We start from the raw sequence: 26,955 nt of genomic DNA, 5'->3' as shown, positions 1-26,955 counted from the left end.
TATTATCCTCCGTTCACCCTCTTTGAAGCCGAGTCTAATTCCGTTCGGCATTCGAGTGAACATTATGTAGAGTGAGTTAGGTCGTTCGGTGGGTTACGGCGCACGCGAAGCGCAGTGATCGGCGGTTGGTCAGTGCTGATGTGCGCCTAACCTACCCTACGAAAATGAATTCCTGATTTGCTACGACATCTCTAAGCGGCTCGCTGCGGCGAGTAGAACCGAACGGCGTTGCGTCCGGCGTGCTTCGCGCGATAGAGGGCCTGATCCGCGCGGTGAAGCAAGTCGTTCTCATTGACCGTCTGGTCCGTCGAAACCGCGACACCGATACTTATCGTCACCAGTCTGGTCAACTTTACCGTCTGAATCTGATGCTTTTCGACATCGCCTCGCAGCCTTTCGCTTAAGGTTTTCGCAACGGCTACATCGGTGTTCGGCGCTATTACGATAAATTCTTCCCCGCCCAATCGACACACGACATCGGTGGAGCGCAGCATGGAGCGTATGATTTTGGCTGTGTGTACCAATACTTGGTCGCCGGCTTGATGCCCGAAGATATCGTTGATCTGCTTAAAATGGTCCAGGTCCAGGAGCATGATGGTTAAGGGCCTGCCTGTGCGGCGCCAAACAGACCATTCTTCGTCGAGCCTGGCGAATGCGTAGCGGCGATTAGGAACCTTGGTCAATGAGTCCGTCATCGCCATGACTTCCATTTTTCGCTTTGCGATCGCCAGTTCGCGGGCATATCGGCTGATTTCCTGCTGCTCGCGGGCCATTTCTTCCTGCAGTTGTATGATGCGTTGTCCGCCGCGCACTCGAGCGATAAGCACCCTGTCGTGGACCGGGGTTACGATGAAATCGTCGGCTCCCGCGTCGAAAGCTTGCACCAAGAACTCGTTGTCCGGCGCGGAGGTCAGAACGATCAAATAGATTTGACGCCCGAGCTCGGAGGCTCGAAGCGCTTTGCAGAACTGTATGCTGTCGATGGGGCATTTGTCGGAGGCTGCAATAATAAGCTGCGGCTTTTCCGTGACAGTGATCTGTATGCCCTCATCGGCGTTGCTCGTCGTGAGCACTTCGTGGCCATCGGCGTCTAATAGCTTTTCAAGATCGGATATGCGCTCGTAACCGCTATCCAGCAAGAGAATTTTGAGGCCAGCCGGTTTTGGATCGATGCCGATTTGATCGGTGTCGGGCGGTTTTATCAGCGGCAGTTCGCCGACCGGAATGCTCAGGAAACGGCTCGTTATCTGCCACTGTTGAGTGACTTGATCCCAAAGCTCCTCCAAATCGGATTCGTCCAGGCCGAGTGTCTGTGCCATGGCGATGATTTGCGGGAGCAGCGCGTTTCTAGCGTCCGCATCCACATCGCAACAGCGGCCGAGCAAAGTCGCCAGCCGCAATTGCGCCGCAAAGCGCTCGGCTCTGGTGCTCTCTGATGTCAATGGCCCCGCGTCGGTATTACTAAGCGCTAACGCTTCGAGCATAACGGCAGGGAAGCCCCACTCTTTCAATAAACCGAGCGTGATTTGGCGATGGTCTATGGAAAATCGTTCCTGTTCCGACTCGATTAACCCATCGTCATCTCCGGGCCTGCATGCGGCTAGGCACTGAGCGTATTCATCCGGGTACACGCTGGCCAATGCCAGTTGGCCGATCTCGGACAAAAGAGCGCAAGTAAACGCTTCTTCCGGAGCGAAAGTACGATCACGTGTCGCTATGGCTTGGATGGATAGGGCCCGGGCTAAAGAATCGGACCAGAAAACCCGGTAATCGAATGATCCGCAGGCCCCTCTCAGATTCCCTTGGATTACTGAAAGGCTAAGCGCGAACTGACGTACGGTATTCGTGCCCAAAAGCCCAATGGCATCGACGACCGCTACAACCGGCCGACGTGCACCGATGTGTGCCGAGTTCGCAAATTGGATCACTCTGCCCGTCAAGGCCGGATCGATTTGCACGAGTTGGGCGATTTCCTGTGCGGTTGCGTCTTTCTTGTGGGTCAGGCGCATGATTTCGAGTGCGACGCCGAAAGGGGAAGGCAGCTTCCCTGTGGTCTTCAGTTCTTCGAAACGATTTTCCTGGGCTCTTAACATCTGGCGCTCAATCCCGATTCCGCATGCTTGAAAAGCTCCAAAAAGAGCATTTTCGGTTCCGACTTCCTGTAGTCTCAACGGTCTCGACCGGAATCCGGTCGAATGAGCGACTCTACACCAAGATGGAGGCACTCTAGAAGTAAGTCTAGCTTCCCAGTGTTGAATTGCAGTGAATAGATTGCTGAGGCGGTGCCAACTCGATTGTTAGAGTGAGGTACGAGTCAGGCGGGACGCGGGGAGAGGAGGTGCACCTTCTGGTCCGCCGCGGATCAGAAGGTGCTAAAGGAGTTTTATCCGCCGGTCTTGCGACGCGATTTACCGGCGGATAACGATTCTTAGGCCGTGCGCCGAAGATCTTTGGGCAGAGAAAATACGACTTTTTCCTCGATGCCTCGGGTCTCCATTACCGTCCGTCCGCCCCATTCCTTAAGCTTGGAGATGACTTTGGTTACGAGAATTTCAGGAGCCGAAGCGCCGGCTGTAACGCCGATTTTCTGAGCGCCGTCTATCCAATTTCGTTGAAGCTGATCGGCATCATCGATCAAGTAGGCCGCACGCCCGAGCTTCTCGGCGATTTCTCTCAGCCTGTTGGAATTGGAGCTATTCGGGGAGCCGACCACTAGAATGACGTCGCAATGGGTGGCGAGCTTCTTCACCGCATCCTGGCGGTTTTGCGTGGCGTAGCAGATATCGTCTTTTCTTGGGCCGATGATATTCGGGAAGCGCTTTTTCAAGGTATCCACGACGGCTTGAGTGTCGTCAATGGAGAGGGTGGTTTGGGTAACATAGGCCAGATTGTCCGGATTCGTGACTTGAAGCGTGTCGACATCTTCCGGCGATTCCACGAGATAAATCCCGCCGTTCGGATTGACGTACTGTCCCATGGTGCCTTCCACTTCGGGGTGTCCGGCGTGGCCGATGAATATGATTTCCCGCCCTTCGTTCGCGTGTTGATGTACTTCGATATGCACTTTGGTGACCAAGGGACAGGTGGCGTCGAACACCTGGAGACCGCGTTCCTGAGCTTCCTCCTGAATGGCCTTGGAAACTCCATGTGCGCTGAAAATCACGGTGGAGTTTTCCGGAACTTCCGAAAGCTCTTCCACGAATACCGCTCCCCGATCGCGCAAGCCGTCGACGACATAGCGGTTATGGACCACTTCGTGCCGTACGTAAATCGGAGCTCCGAAAACCTCGATGGCGCGTTCGACGATTTCGATGGCGCGGTCGACGCCAGCGCAAAAACCGCGGGGATTGGCGAGTATGATTTCCATAGGCGTGTGGGTAATTTCTGACTAAGAGGGTGGGAGATTCTTACATTTTAGGCAAGCCGAATCAATGTGGCGGCTGCGGAGCGGGACGACGAGGCTGCCACAGCGTTTCCGTTCGGTCGCCCTGCCGAGCCAAGATACGCGCGACCACGAACAAGAAGTCCGATAGACGGTTGAGATAGGCGAGGGCAAACGTATCTACAGGCTCTGCTTTTCCCAGCGAAACCAGCACCCGTTCGGCCCGGCGGCAAACGGCACGGGCGACATGGCAATGTGCCGCGGGCGGATTTCCGCCGGGCAATATGAAATTCTGCAACCAAGGCAGTTGGTTATTGAAATGATCCAACCACTGTTCCAGCCAGTCGATATGACTTTGGTCGATGGAGCGGCGTCCGGGAATGCACAAGTCTCCGCCGAGGTCGAATAGAACTTGTTGAACTTCGGTCAGGCAGTCCGCCACCTTGGGCGGTGCGGTATAAGCTAGGACCAATCCGATATGACTGTTGAGTTCGTCGAGCGCGCCATAGGCCTCGACGCGCGGGGCATCCTTGCCGACGCGGGTTCCGTCGCCGAGCCCGGTAGTGCCCTTGTCGCCGGTCCGCGTATAGATCTTGGTGAGTCGGTGTCCCATGGTCAGGCCAACTGATCCTCGGTCACGACGATGCCGTCTTCGTCGGCGTAGACGTAATAACCGGTCCTGAAATTGATGCCGGCAAAAGTGACGAGAATGTCCCGATCACCGCCGCCTTTTTTGTGGCTTTTCAAAGGATGGGTATGCAGCGCCCGGATGCCGATGGGTAGCCGGTTGACTTCCACCGAGTCCCGGATACAGCCGTAGACGATGATGCCCTGCCAGCCGTTGTCGCAGGCGAGCCTGGCTAGATTGCTCCCAAGCAAGGCGCAGCGGTGGGAACCGCCTCCGTCGACGACGAGAACCCGGTCCTCGACTTTCTCTTCGAGCACCGCTCGAAGCAGGATATTATCTTCGAAGATCTTGAGCGTCGTGACGCGACCGCTGAATGCGCTCTTGCCGCCGAAAGGGCGAAACATCGGTTCGGCGATCTGCAAATGATGAGTGCCGGAGTATCGATCGCAAAGATCGGGGGTGGTAAACGTCATAAGCAGTCTCCGCACGGTAAGATTCAGGAGGCGTTATGATACCCGACCGAGCTTCGCGGGTGGACCATTCGAGGAGGCCGCCTTTCCGAAGCTTACAGGAAGCTTACAGATACCGGGCGATCAATCCGTTCCGGCAATCGCCGACCGGCACCGGTATCCTGACGTTATAGCCGCCGCCCGGTGCTTCCTGCATGGGGTTGCCGCGTTCGTCTTCCATGTGCTGCAACACGATGTCGCGGTTGCCCTGCGGCAGAATCAGTTCGAGCCGGTCGCCCACGGCAAATTTGTTTTTCACCAAGACGGCCGCGAGTCCGGAGTTCTCGTCGAAATCGGCGATTTCCCCCACGAATTGCTGGCGGTGGCTTTCCGAATGGCCGCGGATGTAGTTTTGATAGTCTTGGGTGTGGTGGCGCACGTAAAAGCCGTCGGTATAGCCGCGCTGTGCCAGGTTTTCCAGCACGCCCAGCAGCGTGGGATCGAATTTCCGCCCGGCCAGGGCGTCGTCGATCGCTTGCCGGTAGACCTGCGCGGTGCGCGCCACGTAATAGTAGGATTTGGTGCGCCCTTCGATCTTGAAGCTGTCGACGCCCAACGCCACCAGGCGCTGCACGTGCTCCACGGCGCGCAGGTCCTTCGAGTTGAGAATATAGGTGCCGTGCTCGTCCTCCATGACCGGCATGAGTTCGCCCGGCCGCGTTTCTTCTTCGAGAAAATAGACCTGGTCGGCCAAGGGATGGCGGGCCTGATCGCCGCAAGCCGAGAGATTTTGATTGAGGTCGGACAACGACAGGCGGAGTTGTCCGGGAATGTAATCGCCTTCGGCGTTTTCTTCCGCCGGCGCCAAATCGTACTTCCAGCGGCAGGCGTTGGTGCAGGTGCCCTGGTTCGGGTCGCGGTGATTGAAATAACCGGACAGCAGGCAGCGTCCCGAGTAGGCAATACATAGGGCGCCGTGCACGAACACTTCGAGCTCCATGTCCGGGCACTGTTGCCGGATTTCTCCGATTTCATCCAGAGAAAGCTCGCGCGACAGAATGATCCGCTCGATCCCGACCGATTTCCAGAAGCGCACCGCCGCGTAGTTGAGCGTATTGGCCTGGACCGAGAGATGGATAGGCATGTCCGGCCATGCCTCCCGGGCCAGCATGATCAAGCCGGGATCGGCCATGATGAGGGCATCCGGCCCCATGGCGACGATCGGCGTCAAATCCTTGATGAAGGTTTTCACCTTGGCGTTGTGCGGGAGGACGTTGGTCGCGAGATAGAAGGATTTGCCCTGTTCATGAGCCTCGGATATGCCCATTGCGAGATTCCTTTCCAGGAAATCGTTGTTCCGAACCCGCAGGCTGTAGCGCGGCAGGCCGGCGTAGACCGCATCGGCGCCGTAAGCGAAGGCATAGCGCATGTTTTTGAGGGTGCCTGCCGGAGACAGCAATTCGACTTTTTGCATGGCACAAAACGTGAAATGGTAAAATTTGAACTTTTCCTATTATCCCATAGTTGAGCGTATCGCTCAGGAATATCAACCTCTCGAGAACGGCCATGATTTTCCCCACCATAGAATCCTTTGTCGGAAATACGCCACTGGCCAGATTGCAACGTCTTCCGGGCGAGACTAGCAACATCATCCTGGCTAAGCTGGAAGGCGATAATCCCGCGGGATCGGTGAAGGACCGGCCGGCGATCAGCATGATCAAGCGTGCCGAAGAACGCGGCGAGATCAAGCCGGGCGATCGGCTGATCGAAGCGACCAGCGGCAACACCGGCATTGCCCTGGCGATGGCGGCGGCCATCAAAGGTTATCGGATGACTCTGATCATGCCGGAAAACATGAGCGCGGAACGGCGCGCCGTGATGAAAGCGTTCGGCGCCGAAATCATCTTGACTCCCGCCGAAGGCAGCATGGAAGCGGCCATCGATCTGGCCCGGGACATGGAGCGAAAGGGTGAAGGTCGAATCCTCGATCAGTTCTCCAATCCGGATAATCCGCGCGCTCACTACGAAGGTACCGGCCCGGAGATTTGGCGCGACACGCAGGGCACGGTGACCCACTTCGTCAGCTCGATGGGAACCACCGGCACCATTATGGGTACGTCGACGTTTTTGAAAGAGAAAAATCCGGCGGTGCAGATCATCGGCGTTCAGCCCAAGGACCAGGCCAAGATTCCCGGCATACGCCGCTGGCCCAAGGAATACCTGCCGAAAATCTGCGATTTCAGCCGAGTCGATCGCATCATGGACGTAACGCAAGAAGAGGCGGAGGAAACGACTCGCCAACTGGCGGCGCGCGAAGGCATTTTTGCCGGCATCTCGTCCGGCGGCGCGGTGTCGGCGGCCCTGCGCCTGTCTAAAGAAGTCGAAAACGCGGTGATCGTCGTTATCATCTGCGATCGCGGCGACCGCTATTTGTCCACCGGCGTATTTCCGGACTGACCATGGCCGCACGAGCACGCAAAAAAAACCTTCCCCAGGAAGCTTTCCGGGCGCACATCGATTCCTTCGCTCATGACGGACGGGGCGTCGCCCGCGTCGAAGGCAAGGCCGTTTTCATCGACGGCGCGCTGCCGGGCGAGGACGTGACCTTCGTCTATACGTCCGTTCGCCGCGATTATGCCGAAGGCAAGGTCGAGGAGGTCATAACGCCGGCACCGGGACGGGTTCAACCCCGTTGTCCTAGCTTTGGCGTCTGCGGCGGTTGTAGCTTTCAACATCTGACCGACGCGGCGCAGATCGAAGAAAAGCAAAAGCTTTTGGCGGATCAGTTCCGGCGCATCGGCAAAATCGACGAGGTGCCGCTGTGGCCGCCGTTGACCGGCCCCCACTGGGGTTATCGCCACAAGGCCCGTCTCGGCGTGAAATACGTGCCGAAGAAAGGGCGGGTGCTGGTCGGATTTCGCGAACGCTCCAGCCCCTTCATCGCCGATTTGGAATCCTGCCCCGTGCTGCATCCAAAGGTCGGCGAGCGCCTCCGAGAACTGTCGGAATTGATCGGTTCGCTGAGTATCAAGGATAGGCTTCCGCAGATCGAGGTCGCCGTGGGTGATGAGCGTACCGCGCTGGTGTTTCGCATCCTCGAGGATGCTTCCACGGACGATTTGGAACGGCTGAAGGCGTTCGGCGCGCGCTTCGAGTTCGACGTTTATGTACAGCGGCAGGGTCCCGATTCGATCGTCCCGCTTTATCCGGAGCATCCGCCGATGCTGAGCTATTCGCTGCTGAATCAGGGCATTGAGTTCCGGTTCAAGCCCACCGAGTTCACCCAGGTCAACATCGACATCAACCGCAAGATGGTCGATCGCGTGATGGCAGTGCTCGATCCGGCGCCCGGCGAATCGGTGCTCGACCTTTTTTGCGGAATCGGCAACTTCACCTTGCCGATCGCCAAGCGTGCGAGCCGGGTCGTCGGTGTCGAAGGCAGTTCCGAATCGGTGAAACGCGCCCGCCAGAATGCGGAAGCCAATGGTCTCGGCAATGTCGAGTTTCATGTCGCCGATCTGAGCCAAGCCCTGAACGATGCCGAATGGGCGACTCGGCGTTACGACAAGATATTGCTCGATCCCTCCCGAGCGGGTGCCGAAGAGGTTTTGTCCTATGTGCCGCGCTGGGGGGCGCGCCGTATCGTCTACGTTTCGTGCAATCCCTCCACGTTGGCGAGGGATGCCGGCATCCTGGTTCACCAGCACGGCTACCGTCTGATTCGCGCGGGCGTTATGGATATGTTTCCGCAGACGGCACACGTGGAATCCATCGCGCTCTTCGAGAAGGCGTAGAGGCACCGTGGGCGACGACCGGCCTGAACCGCCGTTCTACCTTCGGGTCAGTATTCCCCGCCAGGAGCTCGATCTTGTCGAGAACGGCGAGGTGATCCGCACCTGGCCCGTTTCCACCGCCAAGAACGGTCCCGGCGAACGCATGGGCAGCGGCTGCACTCCGCGCGGCTGGCATAGCATCCGGGCCAAGATCGGAACGGGGTTGCCGCCCAATACCGTATTCGTCGGACGCCGGCCGACCGGGGAGATTTACGATGCGGTTCTCGCCGCCCGATTTCCGGAAAGGGACTGGATTTTGACCCGCATCCTCTGGCTCGGCGGTCTGGAACCCGGCTTCAACCGCTACGGGGCAGTCGACACCACCTGGCGTTACATCTATGTCCACGGCAGCCCCGACGAAGGCGTCAACGGAACCCCGGCCTCCCACGGTTGCATCCGCATGAAGAGTTCGGACGTGGCCGATTTATTCGAGCGGGTGGAAGTGGGAATGCGGGTGTTGATTGAACCGTAGAAGGTAGAGGGGTGGGTTAGGTGCGCATGAGGAGCACTTTTCCATTTGCCGCTGAGTTGGAAGCGCACCGTAACCCACCGAAATGGGGCATCGATGCCGCTCCGGTGGGTTACGACGCGCGTCAAGCTTGGAGCAGGTTGACGGCACGACGGGTATGCGCGTCTAACCCACCCTACGAAGCTACAAAGCGGCCATCAGTCGGCTGCGGCCGGTGGTACGTTTAGAGTGAAAGTCACCGGTCCGTCATTGACGAGTTCGATCTGCATATTGGCGCCGAACCGTCCGGTTTCTACGGGCGAGTGCCGGGCCCGCACCTTTTCCACGAAATAGTCGAACAGACGTTTTCCGGTCTCAGGATCGGCGGCGGGAGTGAAGCTCGGGCGCATCCCCTTTCGGGTATCGGCTGCCAGAGTGAACTGGGAGACCAGCAAGACCCCGCCGCTCACGTCCGTTACATTGAGATTCATCTTGTCCTCGGCATCTCCGAAAATCCGGTAACCCAGAATCCGCTCGGCCAGACGGACGGCTTGAGCTTCCGTATCGCCCTTTTCGATGGCGATCAAAGCGAGTATCCCCCGGTCTATTTTTCCGACGCTTTCGCCGGCCACGGTCACTTCGGCCCGCGTCACCCGCTGAATGACGGCGATCACGATCAATACCGCGGCATATCGGGTGCGACTTCCCTAGCCCAGGCGTCGATGCCGCCCCGTAGGTTGGCGATATCGCTGAATCCTTGGCGCTCCAGATAATCGCCCACCATGCGGCTGCGCATGCCGTGATGGCAGATGACGACAATTTCCTGCGCCGGATCGAGTTCGGCGAGCCGGTAGGGAATATCGTTCATGGGAATGTGTATGCTGCTTTCGATATGGCAGTGGGCGTATTCCTGTGGTTCGCGCACGTCGAGCAGGAGAGGTTTGGGGTTGGCGGTCTCGAGATAGCTTCTAAGTTCCAAGGGCGAGATATCGCGCATCATGATTTCCATACGTATGAAAAAAGCGAATCGGTGCGGTTCTTACCTCGCCGCACCCTATGTCTCGTAGGTCGGCAATCCCTTGCCGACCCGCTGTGTCGGGAAAGGATTCCCGACCTGCACTAGGTCACGATCCGATTATTTAACGGCGATGCCATTTTCCTTCATCGCCCTCAGCACGGTTTGGCCGATGTGGGCCGGGTTTCGCGAGACATACAGCCCTAAGGCTTCCATGGCGTCCATTTTGGCGCTGGCCGTGTCGTCTTCGTTGGAAATGATGGCGCCGGCATGCCCCATGCGCCGGCCGGTGGGGGCGGCGATGCCGGCTACGAAGCCGACGACGGGCTTTTTCATATTTTCCTTCGCCCAACGAGCTGCCGCCACTTCCTGGGGGCCGCCAATCTCGCCGATCATGACCACAATTTCGGTTTCGGGATCGGCTTCGAAGGCGCGCAGCACGGTCATGAAGTCAGTGCCGTTGATGGGGTCGCCGCCGATGCCCACCGACGTGGTGATGCCGAGTCCCAGGGCTGCCATTTGCTCGGTGGCTTCGTAGTTGAGCGTTCCCGAGCGGGAGACGATGCCGATGTTGCCCTTTTTGTAGATGTGCGAGGGCATGATGCCCACCTTGCATTCGCTCGGCGTGATGATGCCGGGAGTGTTGGGGCCGACGATGATCGTATTCTTGCCGGTGCGGTAGCGCTGGAGTCGGATCATGTCGTGCACCGGAACGCCGTCGGCGATGGTCACCGCCACTTTGATTCCTGCATCGACGGCTTCCATCAAGGCGTCGGCGCTGAACGGCGGGGGCACGAATACGGCGGAAACATCGGCGCCGGTGGCGGCCACGGCTTCCGCCACGGTGTCGAATACCGGTAGACCCAAATGAGTGGTGCCGCCCTTGCCGGGCGTAACGCCGCCGACGACATTGGTGCCGATTTTCATTGCGTCTTCGGCATGGAAGGTGGCGTGTTCGCCGGTGAAGCCTTGGAAGATGACCTTGGAGTTTTTGTTAACGAATACGCTCATTGATGCTTACCCTCTCACCGTTTTGACCGCTTTGGCCGCTGCGTCGTCCAGATTTTCGGCGGTAATGAAGGAGAGGCCGGATTCCGCCAGGATCTTGCGGCCTTCTTCCACATTGGTGCCGGCCAGGCGCACGATCAGCGGAACCTTGATCTGGAGGCTGTTGCAGGCTTGGATCAAACCTTTGGCGATCCAGTCGCAGCGGTTGATGCCGGCGAAAATGTTCACCAGGATACACTTGACGTTAGGATCTTCCAGCACGATACGGCAAGCGTTGGTGACTTTTTCGGGAGAGGCGCCGCCGCCGACATCGAGGAAATTGGCCGGACGTCCGCCGTGCAGGGTGATGGCGTCCAAAGAAGCCATGGCGAGACCGGCACCATTAACGATGCAGCCGATGTTGCCGTCGAGCGCGATGTAGTTGAGGCCGTGACCGGAGGCTTCGACCTCTTTCGGGTCTTCCTCGGCCAGGTCGCGCATTTCCGTGACGGCTTTCTGGCGATAGAGGGCGTTGTCGTCGAAGCTGAACTTGGCGTCGAGCACCATCAGTTTGTCGTCACCGTTCCCGACGATGGCTAGGGGATTGATTTCGGCCTGCAGGGCGTCCTTGTCGCGCATGCAGCGGTAGATGGATTTCATCAGCTTGACGGCTTGCGGCATCAGCTTGCCCTTGAGGCCGATGGCGGTGGCGACTTTACGGCACTGAAAGTCCAGAAGGCCGATTGCGGGGTCGATGACTTCCTTGACGATCTTTTCGGGGGTCGCTTTGGCGACCTCTTCGATTTCCATGCCGCCTTCGCTGGATGCGATGATGGTGATGCGCTGAGAGCCGCGGTCGATCACGAAGCCTAGGTAGAATTCCTTTTTGATGTCGCTGGCTTGCTCGATCCAGACACGCTGGACGATGGAGCCTTCGGGGCCGGTCTGATGGGTGACCAGGTGGGTGCCGATCATGGCATCGGCGGTTTTTTGCACCTCGGCGATGGAGTCGACGACCTTCACCCCGCCCGCCTTGCCGCGGCCGCCGGCATGAATCTGTGCTTTGACGACCCACTTATTGCCGCCGATTTCCTCGGCCACCTGAGCCGCCTGCTGGTCGGAGTAGGCGACGCCGCCAACCGGAACCGGCACACCGTATGATTTCAGCAGTTCCTTCGCTTGATATTCATGGATGTTCACTGATTGCTTTCCTCTCTTCAATGTAGGTCAGGCTGGGCCGGCAGACCGTAACCCGACGATAGGAATGTCGGGTTACGATTCGGTAACCCGACCGACGGAAATCCCCTACGACTGGCGGGCCTCTATTTGTTCGATCTGTCTGACCACATTTTCGGCCATGCGGATCGAAGCAGCATCGATCAGGCGGCCGTCCAGGGACACGGCGCCCTTGCCTTCCTTCGCCGCCTTTTCCATTTCGACCAAGATGCGGCGGGCGCGATTCACTTCCTTTTCGGTAGGGGTAAAGACTTCGTTCGCCAGGGCGATCTGGGACGGGTGAATGGCCCACTTGCCTTCGCAACCGAGAGCGGCGGCACGGCGCGCGGCGACCTTGTAGCCTTCAGGGTCGCCGAAATCGCCGAACGGACCGTCGATGGGCCGCAGCCCGTAGGCGCGGCAGGCAGCGACCATGCGGGAAATGCCGAAATGCCACTGATCGCCCCAATGGAAATAACGCTGGCCGTTTTCGTCGGGATCGGTGAGCATGCCATACTCGGGATTGGCTCCGCCGATCTGCGTGGTGCGGGCGCGCACGGAGGCGGCGTAGTCGGCCACGCCGAACACCATGGCTTCCATGCGCTCGGGGCAGCTTTTCGCAATCTCTTCCACGTTCGCCATGCCCATTGCGGTTTCGATCAATACGTGGATGTTGATGGGCTTGAAGCCTTTATAAGCCTCGATTTGGGACAGCATGGTGGCGACGAAATACACGTCGGCGGCGCTGCCCACTTTGGGGATCAGAATGGTGTCGAGTTTGTCGCCGCAGGCTTCGGCCACTTCTACGAGATCGCGGTAGGCGTAATGGGTGTCGAGTCCGTTGATTCGGATGGAAACGGCGCATTTCGACCAGTCATAGGTGTTCAAGGCCTCGATGATGTTGGCCCGCGCCTGCTCTTTATCGTCCGGAGCGACTGCATCTTCCAGGTCGAGAAAGACTACGTCGGCGCCGGATTCGGGCGCTTTTTCCAACATACGCTTGTTGCTGCCCGGAACAGCCAACTCGCTACGGTGTAATCGATTTTTTACGGCCATGTCGTGTCTCTGTATTTATTTTGGACCAGTGAATGTTGCATCCGGGCGAATATCCGTCATATCCCGATTAAAACAGGCAATGTCTTAAATTCTTATGGATTGATTCGCCGCGGGCAAGGAGCAAGGGAGGGCCAGGCATTCGCTTGATATCCAGGCGGTCGTCCTCGTGCTCAGCGATATCACGCGGCGATAGCCTGAGCCGTGGCCCCACAAACTGTCTGTTGCAGCCTAACTCGCCATTATAACCGCAAGGCTGTATGTTTCGGCTAGCCCAAGAAAAGCAACGGTCCAAATAGCCACAATTAGCAAAAATAATGAAATAGACTAATTGTTGTATGGAGATTTTTTTGTTAGGATCGTGCCGACATGCAACTTTTTGTTGCTGGCATGCAACGGATTTAGGTTCAACTCGCACGAGGGGGAATAAGAATGATCAAGAAATCGACTGGTATGGCAGCAATGGTTACTGCCGCTGTCGCGGTGGCCGGCTTGGCGCCGCAGCAGGCTATGGCGGAGAGCCACTACAAAGGTACGTCTGCTCAGGCCGATATCGAAAGACGTTTGCAGATGATGGAAGACGAGATGCGCGCGTTGCGTTCGGAATTGGCGAAGGCGCGTTCCGATGCCAAGGCCAATGCGGAACGGATGGACGCACAGCAGCAGAAGGTCGAACAGCAACTTGCCGAAGCCGAGGAGCATGAGAAAGAGCATCATGATCTGCTCTTCTTCCGCGGCGGTTATGCCAAAATGGAGCATGGTCGTGGCTATAAGACCAGCTCTCCGGAAACGCTGCTAGTTAATACGGAGCCGAACGACAATGATGGCTGGTACGTCGGCGCCGGTTTCGACCATCAGTTGACCGACGATTTCTGGGGTCTGACCGATATCGCCTCGCTAGACGGCGAGGTCATGTTCGAATACAAGAACTTCGGCACCGGTACGAACACTCTAGTTGCCATAGCACAGACCGATCTCGGTAATTTAGGCCGTATCGAAAACAAGATCACCCAGTTCACTCTGACGGCCGCGCCGAAAATCAAGTTCAACAATATGGGCAACTTCAGGCCGTGGATCATTCCGTTCGGTCTGGGCATCCACGTCATCAGTCCGCCGTCCAGCGGCGTAACCGTGCTCAATCCCGGCCTGATGCTGGGCGCCGGTGCCGAATACAAGATCTGGGGCGACCTGTGGGCGGGTCTTGATTTCCGTTATCACTTCACTGGCGATGACTTGGACATCAAAAGCGACAGTGGTGTGCTCAAGGGCGTAGACACCGACGGCCTTACCGCCGGCGCTTATCTCGGTTTCGGCTTCTAAGAGCCTTTCAAGCCGAAAAGAAAAGGGGGATGAGAATCCCCCTTTTTTCTTGCCGAGAAAATACGTCCGATTGTCCGATGCAGGTGTAGAATTTTTCGACATCGTCCGCATCGAAACACGATATGAATATTGCTCTGAAATGCTGCCATCAATCGATGGCGGTTTTGTCCGCGTTCCGGATTGGCAGTTAGGTTCTCCGCTGGTTCATTATTCCGTTACGCCAGGTCCAAATTCCTGCCCGACCTGAGCCTGTCATGAGAATTCTCTACCCCGAAATCGAACCCTACGCAGCCCATCAATTCAAACGGAATAAGCATCAGATCTATGTGGAAGAATGCGGGAATCCCTCCGGAATGCCCGTCGTGTTCTTGCACGGTGGACCGGGTTCCGGCTGCAGGGCTTATCACCGCTCTTTTTTCAATCCCAACAAGTACCGGATTATTCTTATAGATCAGCGAGGCGCTGGGCGTTCGCTTCCCCATGGAGAGCTCCACGGCAACACTACGTCCGACTTGATCCGTGATTTGGAGTATATCCGCCATGCGCTTCGAATCGATCGCTGGTCGGTTTTCGGGGGCTCCTGGGGCGCGACCCTGGCGCTCGTTTATGCGCAGCGCCATTCGTCCAGGATCGCCGGACTGGTGCTTAGGGCGGCGTTTCTGGCCCGCCAGCGCGATATCGAATGGTTCGTCGGTTCGGGCGCGGACCGAGTTTATCCGGAGGCGTGGGAACGATTTATGGAAAATATCCCGGAGCCTGAGCGGCCCCATTCTTTGTCTTACTTGTATTCATGCCTGACCGGCGATGATGAATTGGCCCAGCGGCGTGCCGCCCGCGCATGGGCGCTGTGGAGCGGCCAGGTCATTGTCGGCAACGAGTTCGACTCATCGGAGTTGAACGAGCATGTATCGTCCGAGGCGGTCAACCAAGCTCGGATCGAACTCCATTATGCCGTGAACAGATATTTCATCCCGGAGGATGCGATTTTGGAGCAGTGTGACAGGATTCGTCATTTGCCGGTAATTTTGATCCATGGCCGTCGGGATTTGGTTTGCCCCGTCGAATCGTCGTTCAGTCTTTACAAGCGCCTGCCGAACTCCGAGCTGCGCGTTTTGCCGAATGCCGGCCATATCGCTGCCGGCGATGAAATGATCGATGCCTTGGTTACGGCCGCGGATGAAATGGCCGAGCGGTTCGGGTCATGAACGGAAATAAACGCCTGATCATTGCAATGACCGGCGCGACCGGTGCCGTATACGGCTTGCGCCTGCTTCAGGTGCTGCGCGACATCGGGGGATGGGAAACGCACCTGATCGTTTCCTCGGCGGGTGTGCTCAATATCCATCATGAATTGGGCATGAAGCGCGCCGAGGTGTGCGCGTTTGCCGATGTCGTTCACGATGTCAACGATGTCGGAGCCAGCATCGCGAGTGGTGCGTTCAAGACCCGCGGCATGATTATCGCGCCGTGCTCGATGAAAACCTTGGCGGCAGTGGCGCACGGATTTTCCGACAACCTGATCTCGCGCGCGGCCGACGTAACACTTAAGGAGCGTCGTCGATTGGTCGTGGTGCCGCGCGAAACGCCGTTGAATTTGGCGCACATCCGCAACATGGCCGCCGTTACGGAAATGGGGGGCATCATCTTCCCCCCGTTGCCGGCGTTTTACGGCAGGGCGAAAACGTTGGCGGCGCTTATCGACGAGACAGTGGGACGGATTCTCGGGTTGTTCGAGATCGAAACCGATGCTCTGTATGAGCCGTGGGAAGGTCTGGGCAAATCATAGTGTGTGACCGCACGCCTACGGCTAGCATGTTCAGGGAAGGAAATAAAAATGAACGACTAAACGAGATTCCAATCGGTTCCTCCATTGCCGCGGGTTGATGGATGAGGCATTTGAAGGGGTATGCAACCAATGGCGGAAAAAATCGATCATAAAAATAGAACTGCTATCGTATTCGGCTCGATAAGGTTGATTTTTTATTTCCTCGCAATTTTCGTTACTTACGATTACCTGGCGAGGTCGAGCCGAGCCGATGCGGAAAACGTTTTCAGCGAAGGGTATTTTGTCGAGTGGCTGCAATATGGCCTGATCATGGTGATCATGTCTCTCTATTTTTTCGGTGCTTGGCGCTTGAAGCACCGTCGGCCTTTGTTTCTGATGCTCGGAATGTTCGCCGTGATCGCTTCGATACGTGAGTGGGACTATTGGTGGGATAGGCAATTGCCGGCAGGCATTTCGCTTTTCGTGTTGCTAATGATTGGCTGGCGTAACCGAAAAGTCTTACCGGAACAGATTTGTACTTTGATTCACTCGGCGCCTTTCGGTTTTCTTTGGTCAGGATTTCTGGCCGTGGCGGTGCTGGCCCAGTTGGTAGGTCACGCCGAGCTGCTGAAACTGGTCATGGGAAGCGATTTTAAGACCGGATATAAGCAAATCATCGAGGAAAGCCTGGAATTGTTCGGCTATTACCTCATATGGTTCGGTACTCTGGAAGCCCTTCTGGCGGCGCGACGGTCGGCGGAGGATTCGGCCAGGTTCGATCACCGGGATTTCGGATCGGGCGGGGTGCTGAAAATCCCGGAAATGAATCGCCTCTACGAGGTATCCTGACGAATCGGCAAAAACGTCGAGACGGCCGTGAAAAGTGGTTTCAACGTATCCGCAAGGCGATTCTGCACGGATAGGTATTGCCGGTACTGGTCTGCTATCGGAGTCTTGATGGATTAACGATCTTGACCGGAAGGAGGTGTTATGAGGATAAGGATTGTCCAGGTCATTGTTCCCGCGCTGCTGGTCGTGCTAGGGGGATGCGCGACGCAGGAAGGGCCACGTCCGCCCAATTGGGCGTATGCCGTGCAGACGGCGGACACACGGGAAGCGCACGAACGGCTCGCGAATCACTATGATGAAATCGCGCAGACGATGCAGGCCGATGCGGATGAAGAGCGCGAGATGCTGATCCAGTATCAGGCTAATCCACACAAGTACGGCAAGCAGATTCTGGATTTGAAAGCGCGTGCCGAAGCCATGATCCGGGATCTGGAAATGGCAGCCCAAGAAAGCCGTCGTTTGGCCGAATATCATCGCCAGTTGGCGGCGGAAAGCCGATAATGCTTCCGGACGGTTTATGTGCTCGGATTCGAACGAGCGTGGCGGTCCGCCCGTTTGAGAGTAATCAGACTTAGCCGCTAAAAGACTTAGAGTTCTTGGTGTTGCGGAACACCATCGGTTTCGTTTCGCCGGTTTCCGCTGCCGAGCGCGCACTGGCGATCGCTTCGAATACGGCATGCCTATGGGGAGATTTGCTGCACACCGGATCGGCGGCGGTCATATCGCCGGTGAAAAGATAGGCCTGGCAGCGACAGCCGCCGAAGTCTCGGGTCTTTTCCGGGCAAGACCGGCAAGGCTCCTTCATCCAATCGTATCCGCGAAATTTGTTGAAGGCATCGGAGTGTAGCCAAATGTCGCGTACGCTCATATCGCGTACGTTGGGGCAGTCGAGTCCCGGCAGCGACCGGGCTTCGTGGCAGGGGAGGGCAAGACCGTCCGGAGCGATGGTCAGAAACGTCGTCCCCCAGCCGTTCATGCAGGCCTTCGGCCGATCTTCGTAGTAGTCCGGCACCACGTAGTAAATCTTCATCTTTCCCTTGAGCTTTTCCTTATAGTCCTGGGCAATGGCCTCGGCTTCCTGGAACTGCTCGCGGGTCGGCAGCAGCTGATCGCGATTGAGATGCGCCCAGCCGTAATACTGGGTATTGGCCAGTTCAAGATAATCGGCTTCCAGTTCGACGGCCATCTCGAGAATTTCGCGCATCAGGTGGATGTTCTGGCGGTGGATCACGACGCACAGAACCATGGGGTAGCCGTGCTTCTTGACCAGTCGGGCCACCTCTTTCTTTTGCTCGAACGATTCGGTGCCGGCCAGATAGTTGTTCAGCGTCTTTTCGGGCGCCTGAATACTGACCTGAACGTGATCCAGTCCGGCATTCTTCAGCTCGGCGATCCTGTCCTCGTTGAGCTTATAGCCGGAGGTAATCAGGTTGACGTAATAGCCCAGCTCTCGGGCGTGTCTGACCAGGATAGGCAAGTCCTGGCGCACCAGCGGTTCGCCACCCGACAAGCCGAGTTGCACCGCGCCCATTTCGCGGGCTTCGGAAAATACTCTCAGCCAGTCTTCGGTGTCGAGTTCGTCCTTATGTCTCGCGAAGTCGACGGGATTGGAACAATACGGGCACTGTAGCGGGCAGGTGTAGGTCAGTTCGGCTAATAGCCAGCGCGGACTACTGACGGGGAATTTGTCTGATCCAACCATTATCCAAGGCAGATTGCAGGAGTTCGGAAATGTCGTCCCTTAGACCGGTGGTTTCGAATTTCGTCTCAAGTTCGGAAACGATTGCGTCCAAATCGCGTGTGCCGTCGCACAGCTTGAGGATTTCGGCGGCGGGCAGGTTTAACTCGACCAGGCCCTCGGGATAAAGGATCACGTAACGCTGTTGGGCTTCTTCCCATTGCAGTCGATGCAGGGGCGAGAAGGCAAAAAGGCTTTGGGCGTCTAAGGCCATGGTTTCAAGGCTTGATATTGAAGTAGGGCGGCTTGTTTTCGATATAGGCCAAGTACATCGCGTCAAGCATGCTCCACAGAATGTCCAGCTTGAGCTGGAGGATTTCCAGGGCGCGCTCCTGTTGCTCGCGAGTCTTGAAATAGTCCAGTGTGATGGCGAGGCCGTGTTCCACATCGCGGCTGGCCTGACTCACCCGTTTCCGGAAATAGGCGAGTCCATCCTGGTCGATCCACGGATACAGGTCGGGCCAGCCGGACAAGCGCTGCTTGTGAATGGTCGGCGCGAACAGCTCGGTCAGTGACGAACAGGCCGCTTCCTGCCAGGATGCCTGGCGGGCGAAATTGACATAAGCGTCCACGGCAAAGCGGACGCCGGGCAATACGTGCTTTAGCGACCAGAGTTCGTCTCGGGGGATGCCTACAGCAATACCGAGTCGCGTCCAGGCTTCGATGCCGCCGGCATCGTCGCCCCAGCCGTCGTGATCGTGTATCCGCTGAATCCACTGGCGTCGGGTTTCGCGATCGGGGCAATTCGCCAGAATGGCGGAGTCTTTGACCGGGATCTTGATTTGGTAATAGAAGCGATTCGCAACCCACCCTTGAATTTGCTCTTTGCTGAGCTTGCCGTCAGCCATGAGCACATGGTAGGGATGGTTAATATGATAATACGCCTCTTTCTCGCGCAATTTGGCTTCGAATTCTTCTCGGGTCCAAGGTGTCGGTTCGCTCATGGTGTTTCTCACAGGTCGATTTCCATGCCGTCGCAGGCAACTTCGATGCCCGCTTCGGTAAGGGTTTTTCGCTCCGGCGAATCTTCGTCCAAGATCGGGTTGGTATTATTGATGTGAATCAAAATCTTCCGTGCTTTGGGTGCATTTTTCAGCACTTCGATCATGCCGTCCGAACCTGATTGGGGTAAATGTCCCATGTCGCGGGCAAGCTTATCGCAAATTCCGGCACGGCCCATCTCATCCTCCTGCCAGAACGTGCCGTCGACCAGCATGCAGTCGGCCTGCTGCATGGCCGCGAACACGTGAGGTTCTATTTCTCCGAGTCCCGGCGCGTAATAAAGTTTCTTGCCCGAAGATATCTGCTCGATGATGACCCCGATGTTGTCGCCTTCGTGCGGATCGTGCCGATGAGGCGAATAGGGCGGTGCCTTGCTTTTCAGCGAATGGGTGTAGAACTTCAGGTCGTGAATCCCGGGAATCGCGAAGCCGCTACCGTCCAGAGGCGTGCTATGGTGGTTGACTCCGCAGTAGTGCTCCAGCATCTTAAATACAGGGAATCCCGTCGACAGGTCCTGTTTCACCATCTCGCTGCAATAAATGTCCAAAGGTCGAGTGGACTCGCGCAGCATCAACAGTCCCGTGGTGTGATCGATTTGGCTGTCGATCAGGACGATGGCCTTGATACCGCTGTCACGGATGCCGTGCCTTGGATGGACGGCCTGAAAGGCTTCCAGTTGAGTGCGGATGTCGGGCGACGCATTGAAAAGCACCCAATTCTCGTTGTCGCTGCTGACGGCAATCGACGACTGAGTGCGCGATTTGGCCTTGACTTGGCCTTGGCGAAGCCTGGAGCAGTTGTGACAGTTACAGTTCCACTGCGGGAAACCGCCGCCCGCGCCGGCGCCCAACACTCGGACTTTCATTTCGATCTTTGCTAAGCAAAAGAGCTTCCGATGAGCCCTTTAAATGAAAAACGGGGCTCTACATTGCTGCGGAGCCCCGTTCAGGGATTCAACCGGCGAATTAGCGGTTGTAGATGTACATCGTGACTTCGAAGCCAAAGCGCAGGTCTTTGTAGCTCGGTTTTTCCCATCTCATTTCGGATTACCTCCAAAAAAGTGATTTATTGCTTTAGTTTGGAATGGCTTGTAAAGCTCGCGGCAAAGTATACGTATCCGATTTTTGGAAAGCAACGGGAGTTATTCCTATTTCTCGAAGGGAAATCAGTAGAAGCCCGCTGGATTGCTCAAGCCGATCCAGCGCAAGTCGGGCATCTGGGATTTCTTTTCAAGATCATTTGATTCCACTCCATGCTCAGCGCATCGAGCAATAAAAGTCGTCCCACCAAGGGTTCGCCGACGCCCGTGAGGAGCTTGATGGCCTCCAGGGCCTGGAGGCTGCCGATGATTCCGGGCAGAGGGGCAAGCACGCCGGTTTGCACGCAGCTTTCCGCAAGTTCGCCGTGATCGGCGTACAAGCAGTTGTAACAGGGGTTGTTTCCGACGCCCGGAGTGAATACGGCCAGTTGTCCCTCGAAGCGGATCACCGCTCCGGAAACCAGCGGCGTTCGCGTTCTTACGCAAGCGGCGTTGACGGCGAAACGGGTGGTGAAGTTATCCGAGCAATCCAGCACCACGTCGGCCCGAGCGATTTCCTGCTCCAATTGTGCCCCCTCCAAGCGGGATGTGAGTTCGGTGACTCTCACATCGGGGTTTAGCCGTTCGAGGGCTTTACGCGCCGAAACCGCCTTAGGTTCTCCGATGTTCTCCGTGCCGTGCGCGATCTGGCGCTGAAGGTTGGATATTTCCACGACATCGTAGTCGTTCAGCGCCAGGCTGCCGACCCCGGCGGCGGCCAAATACATGGCGGCGGGCGAGCCGAGACCGCCGAGACCGATAATCAATGCCCTGGAATCCAGCAGCTTTTCCTGGCCCTCGACGTCGATCTGAGGCAGCAGTATCTGTCGGCTATAACGCAAAAGTTGATTGTCGTTCATCGTTCGGCGGTAGAGACTATTCGGAAAAGTAAACCAGTTTACCGGCAAAAATCCTTCGCCGCATGGGGCGAGGATAAAACGAATTAGTCTTGCGATCGGGGGGGGCTTGCCGATCAGCGTTCTAGAGTCCGTGAACTAATTTTGCCGCATCCAGCCGGATAAAAAGTTTCGGATCAGCGAAGTCGTCAGTTTCTCGGCATCGGGAAGACCGGCGATGTCCAGCTTATCGGTAAGCGCCAAGGTGCAGACGCCGTGCACGCCTCCCCAAAGCGCTCGAGCGGCCAGTGCGACTTCCGTCGGATTTCGGGCCGGACCGAGTCGGGCGAGACATTTTTCGACCCGATCGAACAGGGCGAGAACATGGTTGCGGTACCAGCCGGGCGAAGCGGTTGCCGTGGGCGATCCGCGTCCGAAAATCAGGTCCCAGCGTCCCCTGTGTGACGCGGCGAAGCGGAGATAAATGCGGCCCAGTTCCACCAGTACAGCTTCGGTATCGTTTTTCTCAGCCGTAGCTTGGTCGAGTTCGAGGGCTAATTCGGCCAAGGTCCGGGCGTTCACCCGGAAAATCAAGTCGTCCAGGTTCTCGAAAATCAAATAGAGGCTGCCTGCGGTATAGCCGATTTCGTTCGCGATCTTGCGTGTGCTGAGACCTGCCGCGCCTTCCCGCTCGACGATGGCTTCCGCTGCTTTTAAAGCCATTTCGCGAATTTCGTCGCGGCTATGATCGCTTCGTCTGGCCATGGCGAATATCCTTGCTCGATTCCGGGAATTTAGCCAAACCGCGTCGGTCCCTTAGATGAGGACAGCTGATTGACTCCATCCCAGCCTAACTCGGTGCGGATGGAACGGTATGCAGAGTTGACGATTATCATCGCGAACATGTGATGTGCCAGGTAGTTTCTTGAGCCATGGGATTAACCGAGCTCTCGATCGTTCGATTATCGGCAGGACGTCTGGCCATGTAATCGGATTTCTCGATCCGATATGTACTATCATTGGCAAATCTCAAAACCCAGTCCTTTCAGCAGGATTCATCATGCTACGGATTATTTCGCTTTGTCTTTTGGTTGTCGCAGCCTCCGCCCAAGCGCAGGGTGAACTCGCTCCGGTGCCCGAGCCGCCGGATATTCCGCCGCAGGTCGAGAGCGGTGAGCCCTTGGAGCCGGATGTCACGATTATCCGGCGGGGCAAGGACACTATCGAAGAATACCGGATCAATAATCGGCTTTACATGGTAAAGATCAAGCCAGCGATCGGTCCGGCCTATTATCTGCTCGACACCGATGGCGACGGTAATATGGACGTACGGCGCAGCGATTTGGAGGATGACATGCGGATTCCGCAATGGGTGCTGTTCAGTTGGTGAGGCTCCTTTAAACCGAGATAGCGGTTTACTGTACAGGCCGATCGCGCTTCTCTGATAGAATGAAAATGGATTCGGGTGTTTTGTAGTCCGTCGAATCCGGATTTCCATTCCGCGATTTCACGAGTCATCCCGCCTTTAAGAACAACACCAAGGATTATTCGCGCTTGAGCCAAAGCATAGACTCCCGGCTTAACCAGCTTATTCATACCGGCCAACAACATCTGCTGAGGAACGGCCTCAAAGGGCTGGAGAAGGAAAGCCTCCGGCTTGCGGCCGACGGCGTCATCGCGCATACGCCGCATCCGATGGGAGTAGGATCGGCGCTGACTCATCCTTATGTCACTACGGATTATTCCGAGGCGCTGATCGAGCTGATTACGCCACCCTATGCCGACCCGGCGGAAGCGCTGCGGTTTCTTAAAGACCTGCATACCTTCATATACCGCAATCTGGGAGACGAGATCTTACTCGCGACTTCCATGCCCTGCGGCGTGACCGGTGACGAAAGCATCCCCATTGCCGAATACGGAACCTCCAATATCGGTCGGATGAAACACATTTACCGGCGCGGACTCGCCTATCGCTACGGGCGGATGATGCAGGCCATTGCCGGCGTTCATTTCAATTATTCGGTCAACGAAGCGTTATGGCCGGTCCTGTGCGAGTTGGAAGGCGGGGCGGACTCCTTGTCCAGCTTTATCGCAGGCAACTATTTCGGCATGGTGCGCAACGTTCATCGCTACGGGTGGTTAACAATCTATTTGTTCGGCGCCTCTCCGGCATTCGCCAAGTCGTTTTTCAACGGACGAGAGCATCTTGCGTCCAGATTTTCGGAGTTCGACGCCCGAACGCTTTTTCGCCCCTATGCGACTTCGCTGCGCATGAGCGATATCGGGTACAAGAACGACAGCCAGGCCGGGCTCGATATCTCTTTTAATAATCTCGACGACTACGTGGCGACTCTCGGCAAGGCCATAGCGACGCCTTATCCGCTTTACGAGAAGATCGGCGTGAAGGTGAATGGAGATTACCGTCAGCTGAACGGCAACATTCTCCAGATCGAAAACGAGTATTACAGCGTCATCCGTCCCAAACAAATCGCCGAGTCCGGTGAAAAGCCTACGCTTGCCCTAAAGCGGCGCGGAGTGCGTTATTTGGAGCTTAGATCGCTGGACTTGGAGTGCTTCAGTCCTGCCGGGGCAAACCTGGATCAGCTGCGCTTTCTGGAAATCTTTCTGCTTTTTTGCCTTTTGGAACAAAGTCCCCCACTCGATTCCGCGGAGAAGAGAGAAGTCAGCCAGAACGGCATGGCGGTCGCGTGTTGCGGCCGTACGCCCGGGTTCAAGCTTCGGCGCAAAGGCCGAGAGGTTTTGTTGAAGGACTGGGCGGCGGAAATACTTGAGGCCATGCGCGGCATCGCAGAAATTCTCGATGCGGAAGACGTGTCTAAACCCTACACGCGAAGCCTGGAGGAACAGGCCGCCAAGTTTTTCGATCCCGAACTGACGCCTTCCGCCCGCATGCTGGCCGAAATGAGGGCGAGTGGAGAATCGTTCGAGGAATATGCGCTGCGGATATCGAAGGAGCATGCGAGGGTGTTCCGTGATCGCTTCCTATCCGCCGAGCGAGCCGAATTCTTTCGCCGGCTGACCGACGAATCGCTCGAGGAACAGCAGCAAATGGAAGCTGGCGACAAACTCTCTTTCGACGAATTTTTACACCACTATTTTGCCCAAGCATAATAGGCCCGAGATCGGAGCCTATTCCGCCTGAGAAGCTGTCTTCAAACTGCTGCGCGCCGTCATGCCGGCGTTGTTCAAGGGTTCAAGATGCTGATGAAAAACATCTCTGTTTTTCACCCTACCGGGCGCGCTATCGTGCGTCCCATTTCTCTCCCGGAGAAATGGTCATGTACTCCTCGGTACACTCCGGTTTTGACTCGCCCGATCCTTGCGGTTCGCCCTGCGGGCCAGGCTAACGGCTGTTCCCTCCACGGGCCTGCTGGCGGCTTCGGGTCGCCCTTTCGCGCCTTTCCTTGACGTCGCTCGTGACGTTTGAAGACTGCTTCTAAGGGCTAGATCGTCGCGGATTTCTGCGTCGGTCAGTATCTCAGTTCTCTACGCTATTTCATGGAGGTCGCCATGGATTACCAGCACATTCGGCTTCCTGCCGGCGGCGAAAAAATCAGCGTTCGGGACGGCAAGCTTCGTGTTCCTGACGAGCCCGTCGTCGGCTACGTCGAAGGCGACGGCATCGGCCCGGATATTACGCGCGCATCCCTCCGCGTTTGGAACGCAGCGGTCGCCAAAGCATACGGCGGGGCGCGCAAAATCCATTGGTGCGAGCTCTTTCTCGGAGAAAAAGCCGCTGCACTCTACGGCAACGCTTTTCCCGACGAAGCGGTGCACGCGCTAAAGGACTTGGTCGTATCCATCAAAGGTCCTTTGACGACCCCTGTGGGTGGGGGAATGCGGTCCATCAACGTGTCCCTTCGACAAACCCTTGATCTTTACGCATGCGTTCGCCCGGTACGCCATTTTCCGGGAGTGCCGTCGCCCCTGCGTCATCCCGAAGCGGTGGATGTGGTCATCTTTCGGGAAAACACCGAGGATGTTTACGCAGGCGTCGAATATCCGGCGGGATCGCCCGAAGCCTTTAAACTCGAGCGTTTTCTGAAACAAGAGCTCAAGGCAGATTTCCATGAGGGCAGTGCTCTCGGGGTGAAACCGGTGAGCGAATTCGGAAGCAAGCGGCTGATCCGCAAAGCCATCCGCTATGCGCTCGATCACGGGCGGAAGAGCGTTGCCTTGATGCACAAAGGCAATATCATGAAATTCACCGAGGGCGCGTTCCGGAACTGGGGTTACGAACTCGCTCGTACGGAGTTCGCCGGTCAGACCATCACCGAAGAGGAATTGAACAGATTCCATGGCGGCAAACAGCCGGATGGCAAGATCGTCATCAAGGACCGCATCGCCGATATCATGTTCCAGCAGATGCTGCTTCGTCCCGAAGAGTTTGACGTCATCGCTACGCTCAACTTGAACGGCGATTATCTTTCGGATGCGGTCGCGGCGGAAGTAGGAGGTGTTGGTATTGCGCCGGGAGGCAACATCGGCGATTTCATCGCCGTATTCGAAGCAACCCATGGTTCCGCGCCCAAATACGCCGGCCAGGACAAAGCTAATCCCGGCTCACTGCTCTTCAGCGGGGTAATGTTGCTTGAATACCTGGGATGGCACGAAGCCGCGAAAACGGTAGAAAACGCTTATAGTGCCGTTGTCGGCCAGAAGATCGTCACTTACGACTTTGCACGGCAGATGGAAGGCGCACGCGAGGTGAAAACCAGCGAGTTCGCCGAAGCCTTAGTAGGGGCGATGGGTTGAGTGCCGGGCACAAAAAAAAGCAGGGCGGTTGCCGCCCTGCTTTTATACTTCCAGCCTGTCTCAAGACAGACAGGTTGCAGGCATCTTATTTGATGCCGGCGTTGACCTTTTCCATGGCGGCGGCGGCTTCGCTCAAGAGCGGTGCGGCTTCGGACGTGTTTCCGGCTGCGCAAAGGTCTTGGGCTTGCCGAACCTTCTTCATGGCGTCCTGCAAGGGCTTGCCAGCCGCGTCGCCGGTGATTTCCTTATAGTTCTGCTTGGTCTGCTTGATGGCAGACAGGCAGCCGTCCTTGTCGCCAGCGGTTGCAGCGGCCTGGGCTTCCTTGGTGGTCTGGACGGTCTTGACCATGAATTCCTTTACGCCAGCGGCGTTTTCGGCGGCAATGGCGCTACCCATCGTGCCGGTCAACAACAAAGCGCCCAGAACTAAGGTTTTGTTCATTTTCATTCTCTTGCGTTCTCCTCTGGCTATTCCTGGAATAACCAAACAAATGTCACGATTGCTTATTGAGTGCTGATGCATACGCCGCCATTGCCATACCGCGTTTCGCGGAAGCTTCCAGGTCGCGAGCTCCTGCGAT

Annotated in this window: 29 protein-coding genes; 11 read left to right on the top strand and 18 right to left on the bottom strand. The window is 56.9% G+C overall.

All coding sequences use genetic code 11. The annotated features are described in order from the left end of the window. Positions 1-191: 191 nt before the first annotated feature. The 5 genes from ACWJJK_RS16140 to trhP form a co-directional block, all read right to left on the bottom strand. On the bottom strand, positions 192-2,093 hold the full coding sequence (locus ACWJJK_RS16140) for a diguanylate cyclase (RefSeq protein ID WP_139841148.1): 1,902 nt from the start codon (positions 2,091-2,093) through the stop codon (positions 192-194). Positions 2,094-2,428: 335 nt separating this feature from the next. Continuing rightward, positions 2,429-3,367: a 4-hydroxy-3-methylbut-2-enyl diphosphate reductase gene (gene ispH / locus ACWJJK_RS16135; protein ID WP_077731175.1), complete on the bottom strand. Its 939-nt coding sequence runs from the start codon at positions 3,365-3,367 to the stop codon at positions 2,429-2,431. 61 nt (positions 3,368-3,428) lie between these two features. Beyond that, a complete protein-coding gene (locus ACWJJK_RS16130) occupies positions 3,429-3,995 on the bottom strand; it encodes a cob(I)yrinic acid a,c-diamide adenosyltransferase (protein ID WP_156879564.1) in 567 nt (188 codons plus the stop codon). 2 nt (positions 3,996-3,997) lie between these two features. Next, positions 3,998-4,483 carry a ribonuclease E activity regulator RraA gene (gene rraA, locus ACWJJK_RS16125; RefSeq protein ID WP_077731177.1) on the bottom strand — a complete coding sequence of 162 codons (486 nt, stop codon included), beginning with the start codon at positions 4,481-4,483 and terminating at the stop codon, positions 3,998-4,000. 103 nt (positions 4,484-4,586) lie between these two features. Continuing rightward, a complete protein-coding gene (gene trhP, locus ACWJJK_RS16120; RefSeq protein WP_086135282.1) occupies positions 4,587-5,933 on the bottom strand; it encodes a prephenate-dependent tRNA uridine(34) hydroxylase TrhP in 1,347 nt (448 codons plus the stop codon). Positions 5,934-6,025: 92 nt separating this feature from the next. Here trhP and cysM point away from each other — a divergent pair, with 92 nt between their 5' ends. Genes cysM through ACWJJK_RS16105 form a run of 3 tightly spaced genes read left to right on the top strand, consistent with a single transcriptional unit; the run spans position 6,026 to position 8,764 of the window. Then, a complete protein-coding gene (gene cysM, locus ACWJJK_RS16115; protein WP_156879565.1) occupies positions 6,026-6,916 on the top strand; it encodes a cysteine synthase CysM in 891 nt (296 codons plus the stop codon). A gap of 2 nt (positions 6,917-6,918) precedes the next feature. Then, the gene (gene rlmD, locus ACWJJK_RS16110; RefSeq protein ID WP_156879566.1) at positions 6,919-8,253 is read left to right on the top strand and encodes a 23S rRNA (uracil(1939)-C(5))-methyltransferase RlmD; all 1,335 of its coding nucleotides are present in this window, start codon (positions 6,919-6,921) and stop codon (positions 8,251-8,253) included. A gap of 7 nt (positions 8,254-8,260) precedes the next feature. After that, positions 8,261-8,764 carry a L,D-transpeptidase family protein gene (locus tag ACWJJK_RS16105; protein ID WP_086135284.1) on the top strand — a complete coding sequence of 168 codons (504 nt, stop codon included), beginning with the start codon at positions 8,261-8,263 and terminating at the stop codon, positions 8,762-8,764. A gap of 194 nt (positions 8,765-8,958) precedes the next feature. Here the strand turns inward: ACWJJK_RS16105 and dtd are convergent, their stop codons facing one another. From dtd to ACWJJK_RS16080, 5 genes are all read right to left on the bottom strand, one after another. Beyond that, positions 8,959-9,414, bottom strand: a complete 456-nt coding sequence (dtd, locus tag ACWJJK_RS16100; RefSeq protein WP_454128286.1) for a D-aminoacyl-tRNA deacylase — start codon at positions 9,412-9,414, stop codon at positions 8,959-8,961. Positions 9,415-9,416: 2 nt separating this feature from the next. Further along, the gene (locus tag ACWJJK_RS16095) at positions 9,417-9,740 is read right to left on the bottom strand and encodes a rhodanese-like domain-containing protein (protein WP_245245445.1); all 324 of its coding nucleotides are present in this window, start codon (positions 9,738-9,740) and stop codon (positions 9,417-9,419) included. Between the two features lie 135 nt (positions 9,741-9,875). Next, positions 9,876-10,766, bottom strand: coding sequence for a succinate--CoA ligase subunit alpha (gene sucD, locus ACWJJK_RS16090; protein WP_077731181.1), 891 nt, complete (start codon positions 10,764-10,766; stop codon positions 9,876-9,878). Between the two features lie 6 nt (positions 10,767-10,772). Beyond that, a complete protein-coding gene (sucC, locus tag ACWJJK_RS16085) occupies positions 10,773-11,942 on the bottom strand; it encodes an ADP-forming succinate--CoA ligase subunit beta (RefSeq protein WP_077731182.1) in 1,170 nt (389 codons plus the stop codon). A 105-nt stretch (positions 11,943-12,047) separates the two neighbouring features. Beyond that, a complete protein-coding gene (locus ACWJJK_RS16080; RefSeq protein ID WP_077731183.1) occupies positions 12,048-13,013 on the bottom strand; it encodes an HpcH/HpaI aldolase/citrate lyase family protein in 966 nt (321 codons plus the stop codon). Between the two features lie 450 nt (positions 13,014-13,463). Between ACWJJK_RS16080 and ACWJJK_RS16075 the strand changes: the two genes are divergently transcribed. The 5 genes from ACWJJK_RS16075 (at position 13,464) to ACWJJK_RS16055 (ending at position 17,445) form a co-directional block, all read left to right on the top strand. Further along, a complete protein-coding gene (locus ACWJJK_RS16075) occupies positions 13,464-14,330 on the top strand; it encodes a hypothetical protein (protein WP_434111927.1) in 867 nt (288 codons plus the stop codon). Between the two features lie 254 nt (positions 14,331-14,584). Beyond that, positions 14,585-15,535: a prolyl aminopeptidase gene (pip, locus tag ACWJJK_RS16070; protein ID WP_454128285.1), complete on the top strand. Its 951-nt coding sequence runs from the start codon at positions 14,585-14,587 to the stop codon at positions 15,533-15,535. Continuing rightward, the gene (locus ACWJJK_RS16065) at positions 15,532-16,116 is read left to right on the top strand and encodes a UbiX family flavin prenyltransferase (RefSeq protein WP_077731186.1); all 585 of its coding nucleotides are present in this window, start codon (positions 15,532-15,534) and stop codon (positions 16,114-16,116) included. The genes pip and ACWJJK_RS16065 overlap by 4 nt, the downstream gene beginning before the upstream one ends. 129 nt (positions 16,117-16,245) lie before the next feature. Beyond that, positions 16,246-16,944, top strand: a complete 699-nt coding sequence (locus tag ACWJJK_RS16060) for a hypothetical protein (RefSeq protein WP_156879571.1) — start codon at positions 16,246-16,248, stop codon at positions 16,942-16,944. A gap of 141 nt (positions 16,945-17,085) precedes the next feature. Next, positions 17,086-17,445: a hypothetical protein gene (locus tag ACWJJK_RS16055; protein WP_077731188.1), complete on the top strand. Its 360-nt coding sequence runs from the start codon at positions 17,086-17,088 to the stop codon at positions 17,443-17,445. Positions 17,446-17,515: 70 nt separating this feature from the next. On the opposite strand, the gene pqqE is transcribed toward ACWJJK_RS16055, so the two are convergent. The 7 genes from pqqE to ACWJJK_RS16020 all read right to left on the bottom strand — a co-directional run bounded on the left by pqqE (position 17,516) and on the right by ACWJJK_RS16020 (position 22,363). Next, positions 17,516-18,646 (bottom strand): pyrroloquinoline quinone biosynthesis protein PqqE, encoded by a 1,131-nt coding sequence (pqqE, locus tag ACWJJK_RS16050; RefSeq protein WP_156879572.1) that lies wholly within the window; start codon positions 18,644-18,646, stop codon positions 17,516-17,518. Further along, a complete protein-coding gene (gene pqqD / locus ACWJJK_RS16045; protein WP_133716621.1) occupies positions 18,615-18,896 on the bottom strand; it encodes a pyrroloquinoline quinone biosynthesis peptide chaperone PqqD in 282 nt (93 codons plus the stop codon). The genes pqqE and pqqD overlap by 32 nt, the downstream gene beginning before the upstream one ends. 4 nt (positions 18,897-18,900) lie before the next feature. Next, positions 18,901-19,626 (bottom strand): pyrroloquinoline-quinone synthase PqqC, encoded by a 726-nt coding sequence (pqqC, locus tag ACWJJK_RS16040; protein ID WP_077731191.1) that lies wholly within the window; start codon positions 19,624-19,626, stop codon positions 18,901-18,903. 8 nt (positions 19,627-19,634) lie between these two features. Then, positions 19,635-20,549 (bottom strand): pyrroloquinoline quinone biosynthesis protein PqqB, encoded by a 915-nt coding sequence (pqqB, locus tag ACWJJK_RS16035; protein WP_133716623.1) that lies wholly within the window; start codon positions 20,547-20,549, stop codon positions 19,635-19,637. Positions 20,550-20,649: 100 nt separating this feature from the next. After that, positions 20,650-20,724 carry a pyrroloquinoline quinone precursor peptide PqqA gene (gene pqqA / locus ACWJJK_RS16030; RefSeq protein WP_077731218.1) on the bottom strand — a complete coding sequence of 25 codons (75 nt, stop codon included), beginning with the start codon at positions 20,722-20,724 and terminating at the stop codon, positions 20,650-20,652. Between the two features lie 148 nt (positions 20,725-20,872). Next, positions 20,873-21,622: a HesA/MoeB/ThiF family protein gene (locus ACWJJK_RS16025; RefSeq protein ID WP_077731193.1), complete on the bottom strand. Its 750-nt coding sequence runs from the start codon at positions 21,620-21,622 to the stop codon at positions 20,873-20,875. Positions 21,623-21,757: 135 nt separating this feature from the next. Continuing rightward, positions 21,758-22,363 (bottom strand): TetR/AcrR family transcriptional regulator, encoded by a 606-nt coding sequence (locus ACWJJK_RS16020; protein ID WP_086135292.1) that lies wholly within the window; start codon positions 22,361-22,363, stop codon positions 21,758-21,760. Between the two features lie 295 nt (positions 22,364-22,658). Between ACWJJK_RS16020 and ACWJJK_RS16015 the strand changes: the two genes are divergently transcribed. From ACWJJK_RS16015 to icd, 3 genes are all read left to right on the top strand, one after another. Continuing rightward, positions 22,659-22,988 carry a DUF2782 domain-containing protein gene (locus tag ACWJJK_RS16015; protein WP_077731195.1) on the top strand — a complete coding sequence of 110 codons (330 nt, stop codon included), beginning with the start codon at positions 22,659-22,661 and terminating at the stop codon, positions 22,986-22,988. A gap of 164 nt (positions 22,989-23,152) precedes the next feature. Continuing rightward, the gene (gene gshA, locus ACWJJK_RS16010) at positions 23,153-24,730 is read left to right on the top strand and encodes a glutamate--cysteine ligase (RefSeq protein ID WP_156879573.1); all 1,578 of its coding nucleotides are present in this window, start codon (positions 23,153-23,155) and stop codon (positions 24,728-24,730) included. A gap of 399 nt (positions 24,731-25,129) precedes the next feature. Further along, positions 25,130-26,374, top strand: a complete 1,245-nt coding sequence (icd, locus tag ACWJJK_RS16005; RefSeq protein WP_086135295.1) for an isocitrate dehydrogenase (NADP(+)) — start codon at positions 25,130-25,132, stop codon at positions 26,372-26,374. An 85-nt stretch (positions 26,375-26,459) separates the two neighbouring features. Here the strand turns inward: icd and ACWJJK_RS16000 are convergent, their stop codons facing one another. Further along, on the bottom strand, positions 26,460-26,822 hold the full coding sequence (locus ACWJJK_RS16000; protein ID WP_077731198.1) for a hypothetical protein: 363 nt from the start codon (positions 26,820-26,822) through the stop codon (positions 26,460-26,462). Positions 26,823-26,955 lie beyond the last annotated feature (133 nt).

This window comes from Methylocaldum gracile (assembly GCF_053646815.1).
This window is presented reverse-complemented; position numbering and strand designations above follow the sequence as displayed.

Bases quoted from the DNA above. Each gene is read 5' to 3' on its own strand.
- sucD (WP_077731181.1), bottom strand. From the start codon at position 10,766: ATGAGCGTATTCGTTAACAAAAACTCCAAGGTCATCTTCCAAGGCTTC.
- ACWJJK_RS16080 (WP_077731183.1), bottom strand. From the start codon at position 13,013: ATGGCCGTAAAAAATCGATTACACCGTAGCGAGTTGGCTGTTCCGGGC.
- ispH (WP_077731175.1), bottom strand. From the start codon at position 3,367: ATGGAAATCATACTCGCCAATCCCCGCGGTTTTTGCGCTGGCGTCGAC.
- icd (WP_086135295.1), top strand. From the start codon at position 25,130: ATGGATTACCAGCACATTCGGCTTCCTGCCGGCGGCGAAAAAATCAGC.
- rraA (WP_077731177.1), bottom strand. From the start codon at position 4,483: ATGACGTTTACCACCCCCGATCTTTGCGATCGATACTCCGGCACTCAT.
- pqqC (WP_077731191.1), bottom strand. From the start codon at position 19,626: ATGAGCGAACCGACACCTTGGACCCGAGAAGAATTCGAAGCCAAATTG.
- ACWJJK_RS16075 (WP_434111927.1), top strand. From the start codon at position 13,464: ATGGCAGCAATGGTTACTGCCGCTGTCGCGGTGGCCGGCTTGGCGCCG.
- ACWJJK_RS16055 (WP_077731188.1), top strand. From the start codon at position 17,086: ATGAGGATAAGGATTGTCCAGGTCATTGTTCCCGCGCTGCTGGTCGTG.
- ACWJJK_RS16095 (WP_245245445.1), bottom strand. From the start codon at position 9,740: ATGATGCGCGATATCTCGCCCTTGGAACTTAGAAGCTATCTCGAGACC.
- rlmD (WP_156879566.1), top strand. From the start codon at position 6,919: ATGGCCGCACGAGCACGCAAAAAAAACCTTCCCCAGGAAGCTTTCCGG.
- ACWJJK_RS16065 (WP_077731186.1), top strand. From the start codon at position 15,532: ATGAACGGAAATAAACGCCTGATCATTGCAATGACCGGCGCGACCGGT.
- ACWJJK_RS16140 (WP_139841148.1), bottom strand. From the start codon at position 2,093: ATGTTAAGAGCCCAGGAAAATCGTTTCGAAGAACTGAAGACCACAGGG.
- cysM (WP_156879565.1), top strand. From the start codon at position 6,026: ATGATTTTCCCCACCATAGAATCCTTTGTCGGAAATACGCCACTGGCC.
- pqqB (WP_133716623.1), bottom strand. From the start codon at position 20,549: ATGAAAGTCCGAGTGTTGGGCGCCGGCGCGGGCGGCGGTTTCCCGCAG.
- ACWJJK_RS16000 (WP_077731198.1), bottom strand. From the start codon at position 26,822: ATGAAAATGAACAAAACCTTAGTTCTGGGCGCTTTGTTGTTGACCGGC.
- pqqD (WP_133716621.1), bottom strand. From the start codon at position 18,896: ATGGCCTTAGACGCCCAAAGCCTTTTTGCCTTCTCGCCCCTGCATCGA.
- pqqE (WP_156879572.1), bottom strand. From the start codon at position 18,646: ATGGTTGGATCAGACAAATTCCCCGTCAGTAGTCCGCGCTGGCTATTA.
- trhP (WP_086135282.1), bottom strand. From the start codon at position 5,933: ATGCAAAAAGTCGAATTGCTGTCTCCGGCAGGCACCCTCAAAAACATG.
- pip (WP_454128285.1), top strand. From the start codon at position 14,585: ATGAGAATTCTCTACCCCGAAATCGAACCCTACGCAGCCCATCAATTC.
- ACWJJK_RS16130 (WP_156879564.1), bottom strand. From the start codon at position 3,995: ATGGGACACCGACTCACCAAGATCTATACGCGGACCGGCGACAAGGGC.
- ACWJJK_RS16060 (WP_156879571.1), top strand. From the start codon at position 16,246: ATGGCGGAAAAAATCGATCATAAAAATAGAACTGCTATCGTATTCGGC.
- ACWJJK_RS16015 (WP_077731195.1), top strand. From the start codon at position 22,659: ATGCTACGGATTATTTCGCTTTGTCTTTTGGTTGTCGCAGCCTCCGCC.
- ACWJJK_RS16020 (WP_086135292.1), bottom strand. From the start codon at position 22,363: ATGGCCAGACGAAGCGATCATAGCCGCGACGAAATTCGCGAAATGGCT.
- ACWJJK_RS16025 (WP_077731193.1), bottom strand. From the start codon at position 21,622: ATGAACGACAATCAACTTTTGCGTTATAGCCGACAGATACTGCTGCCT.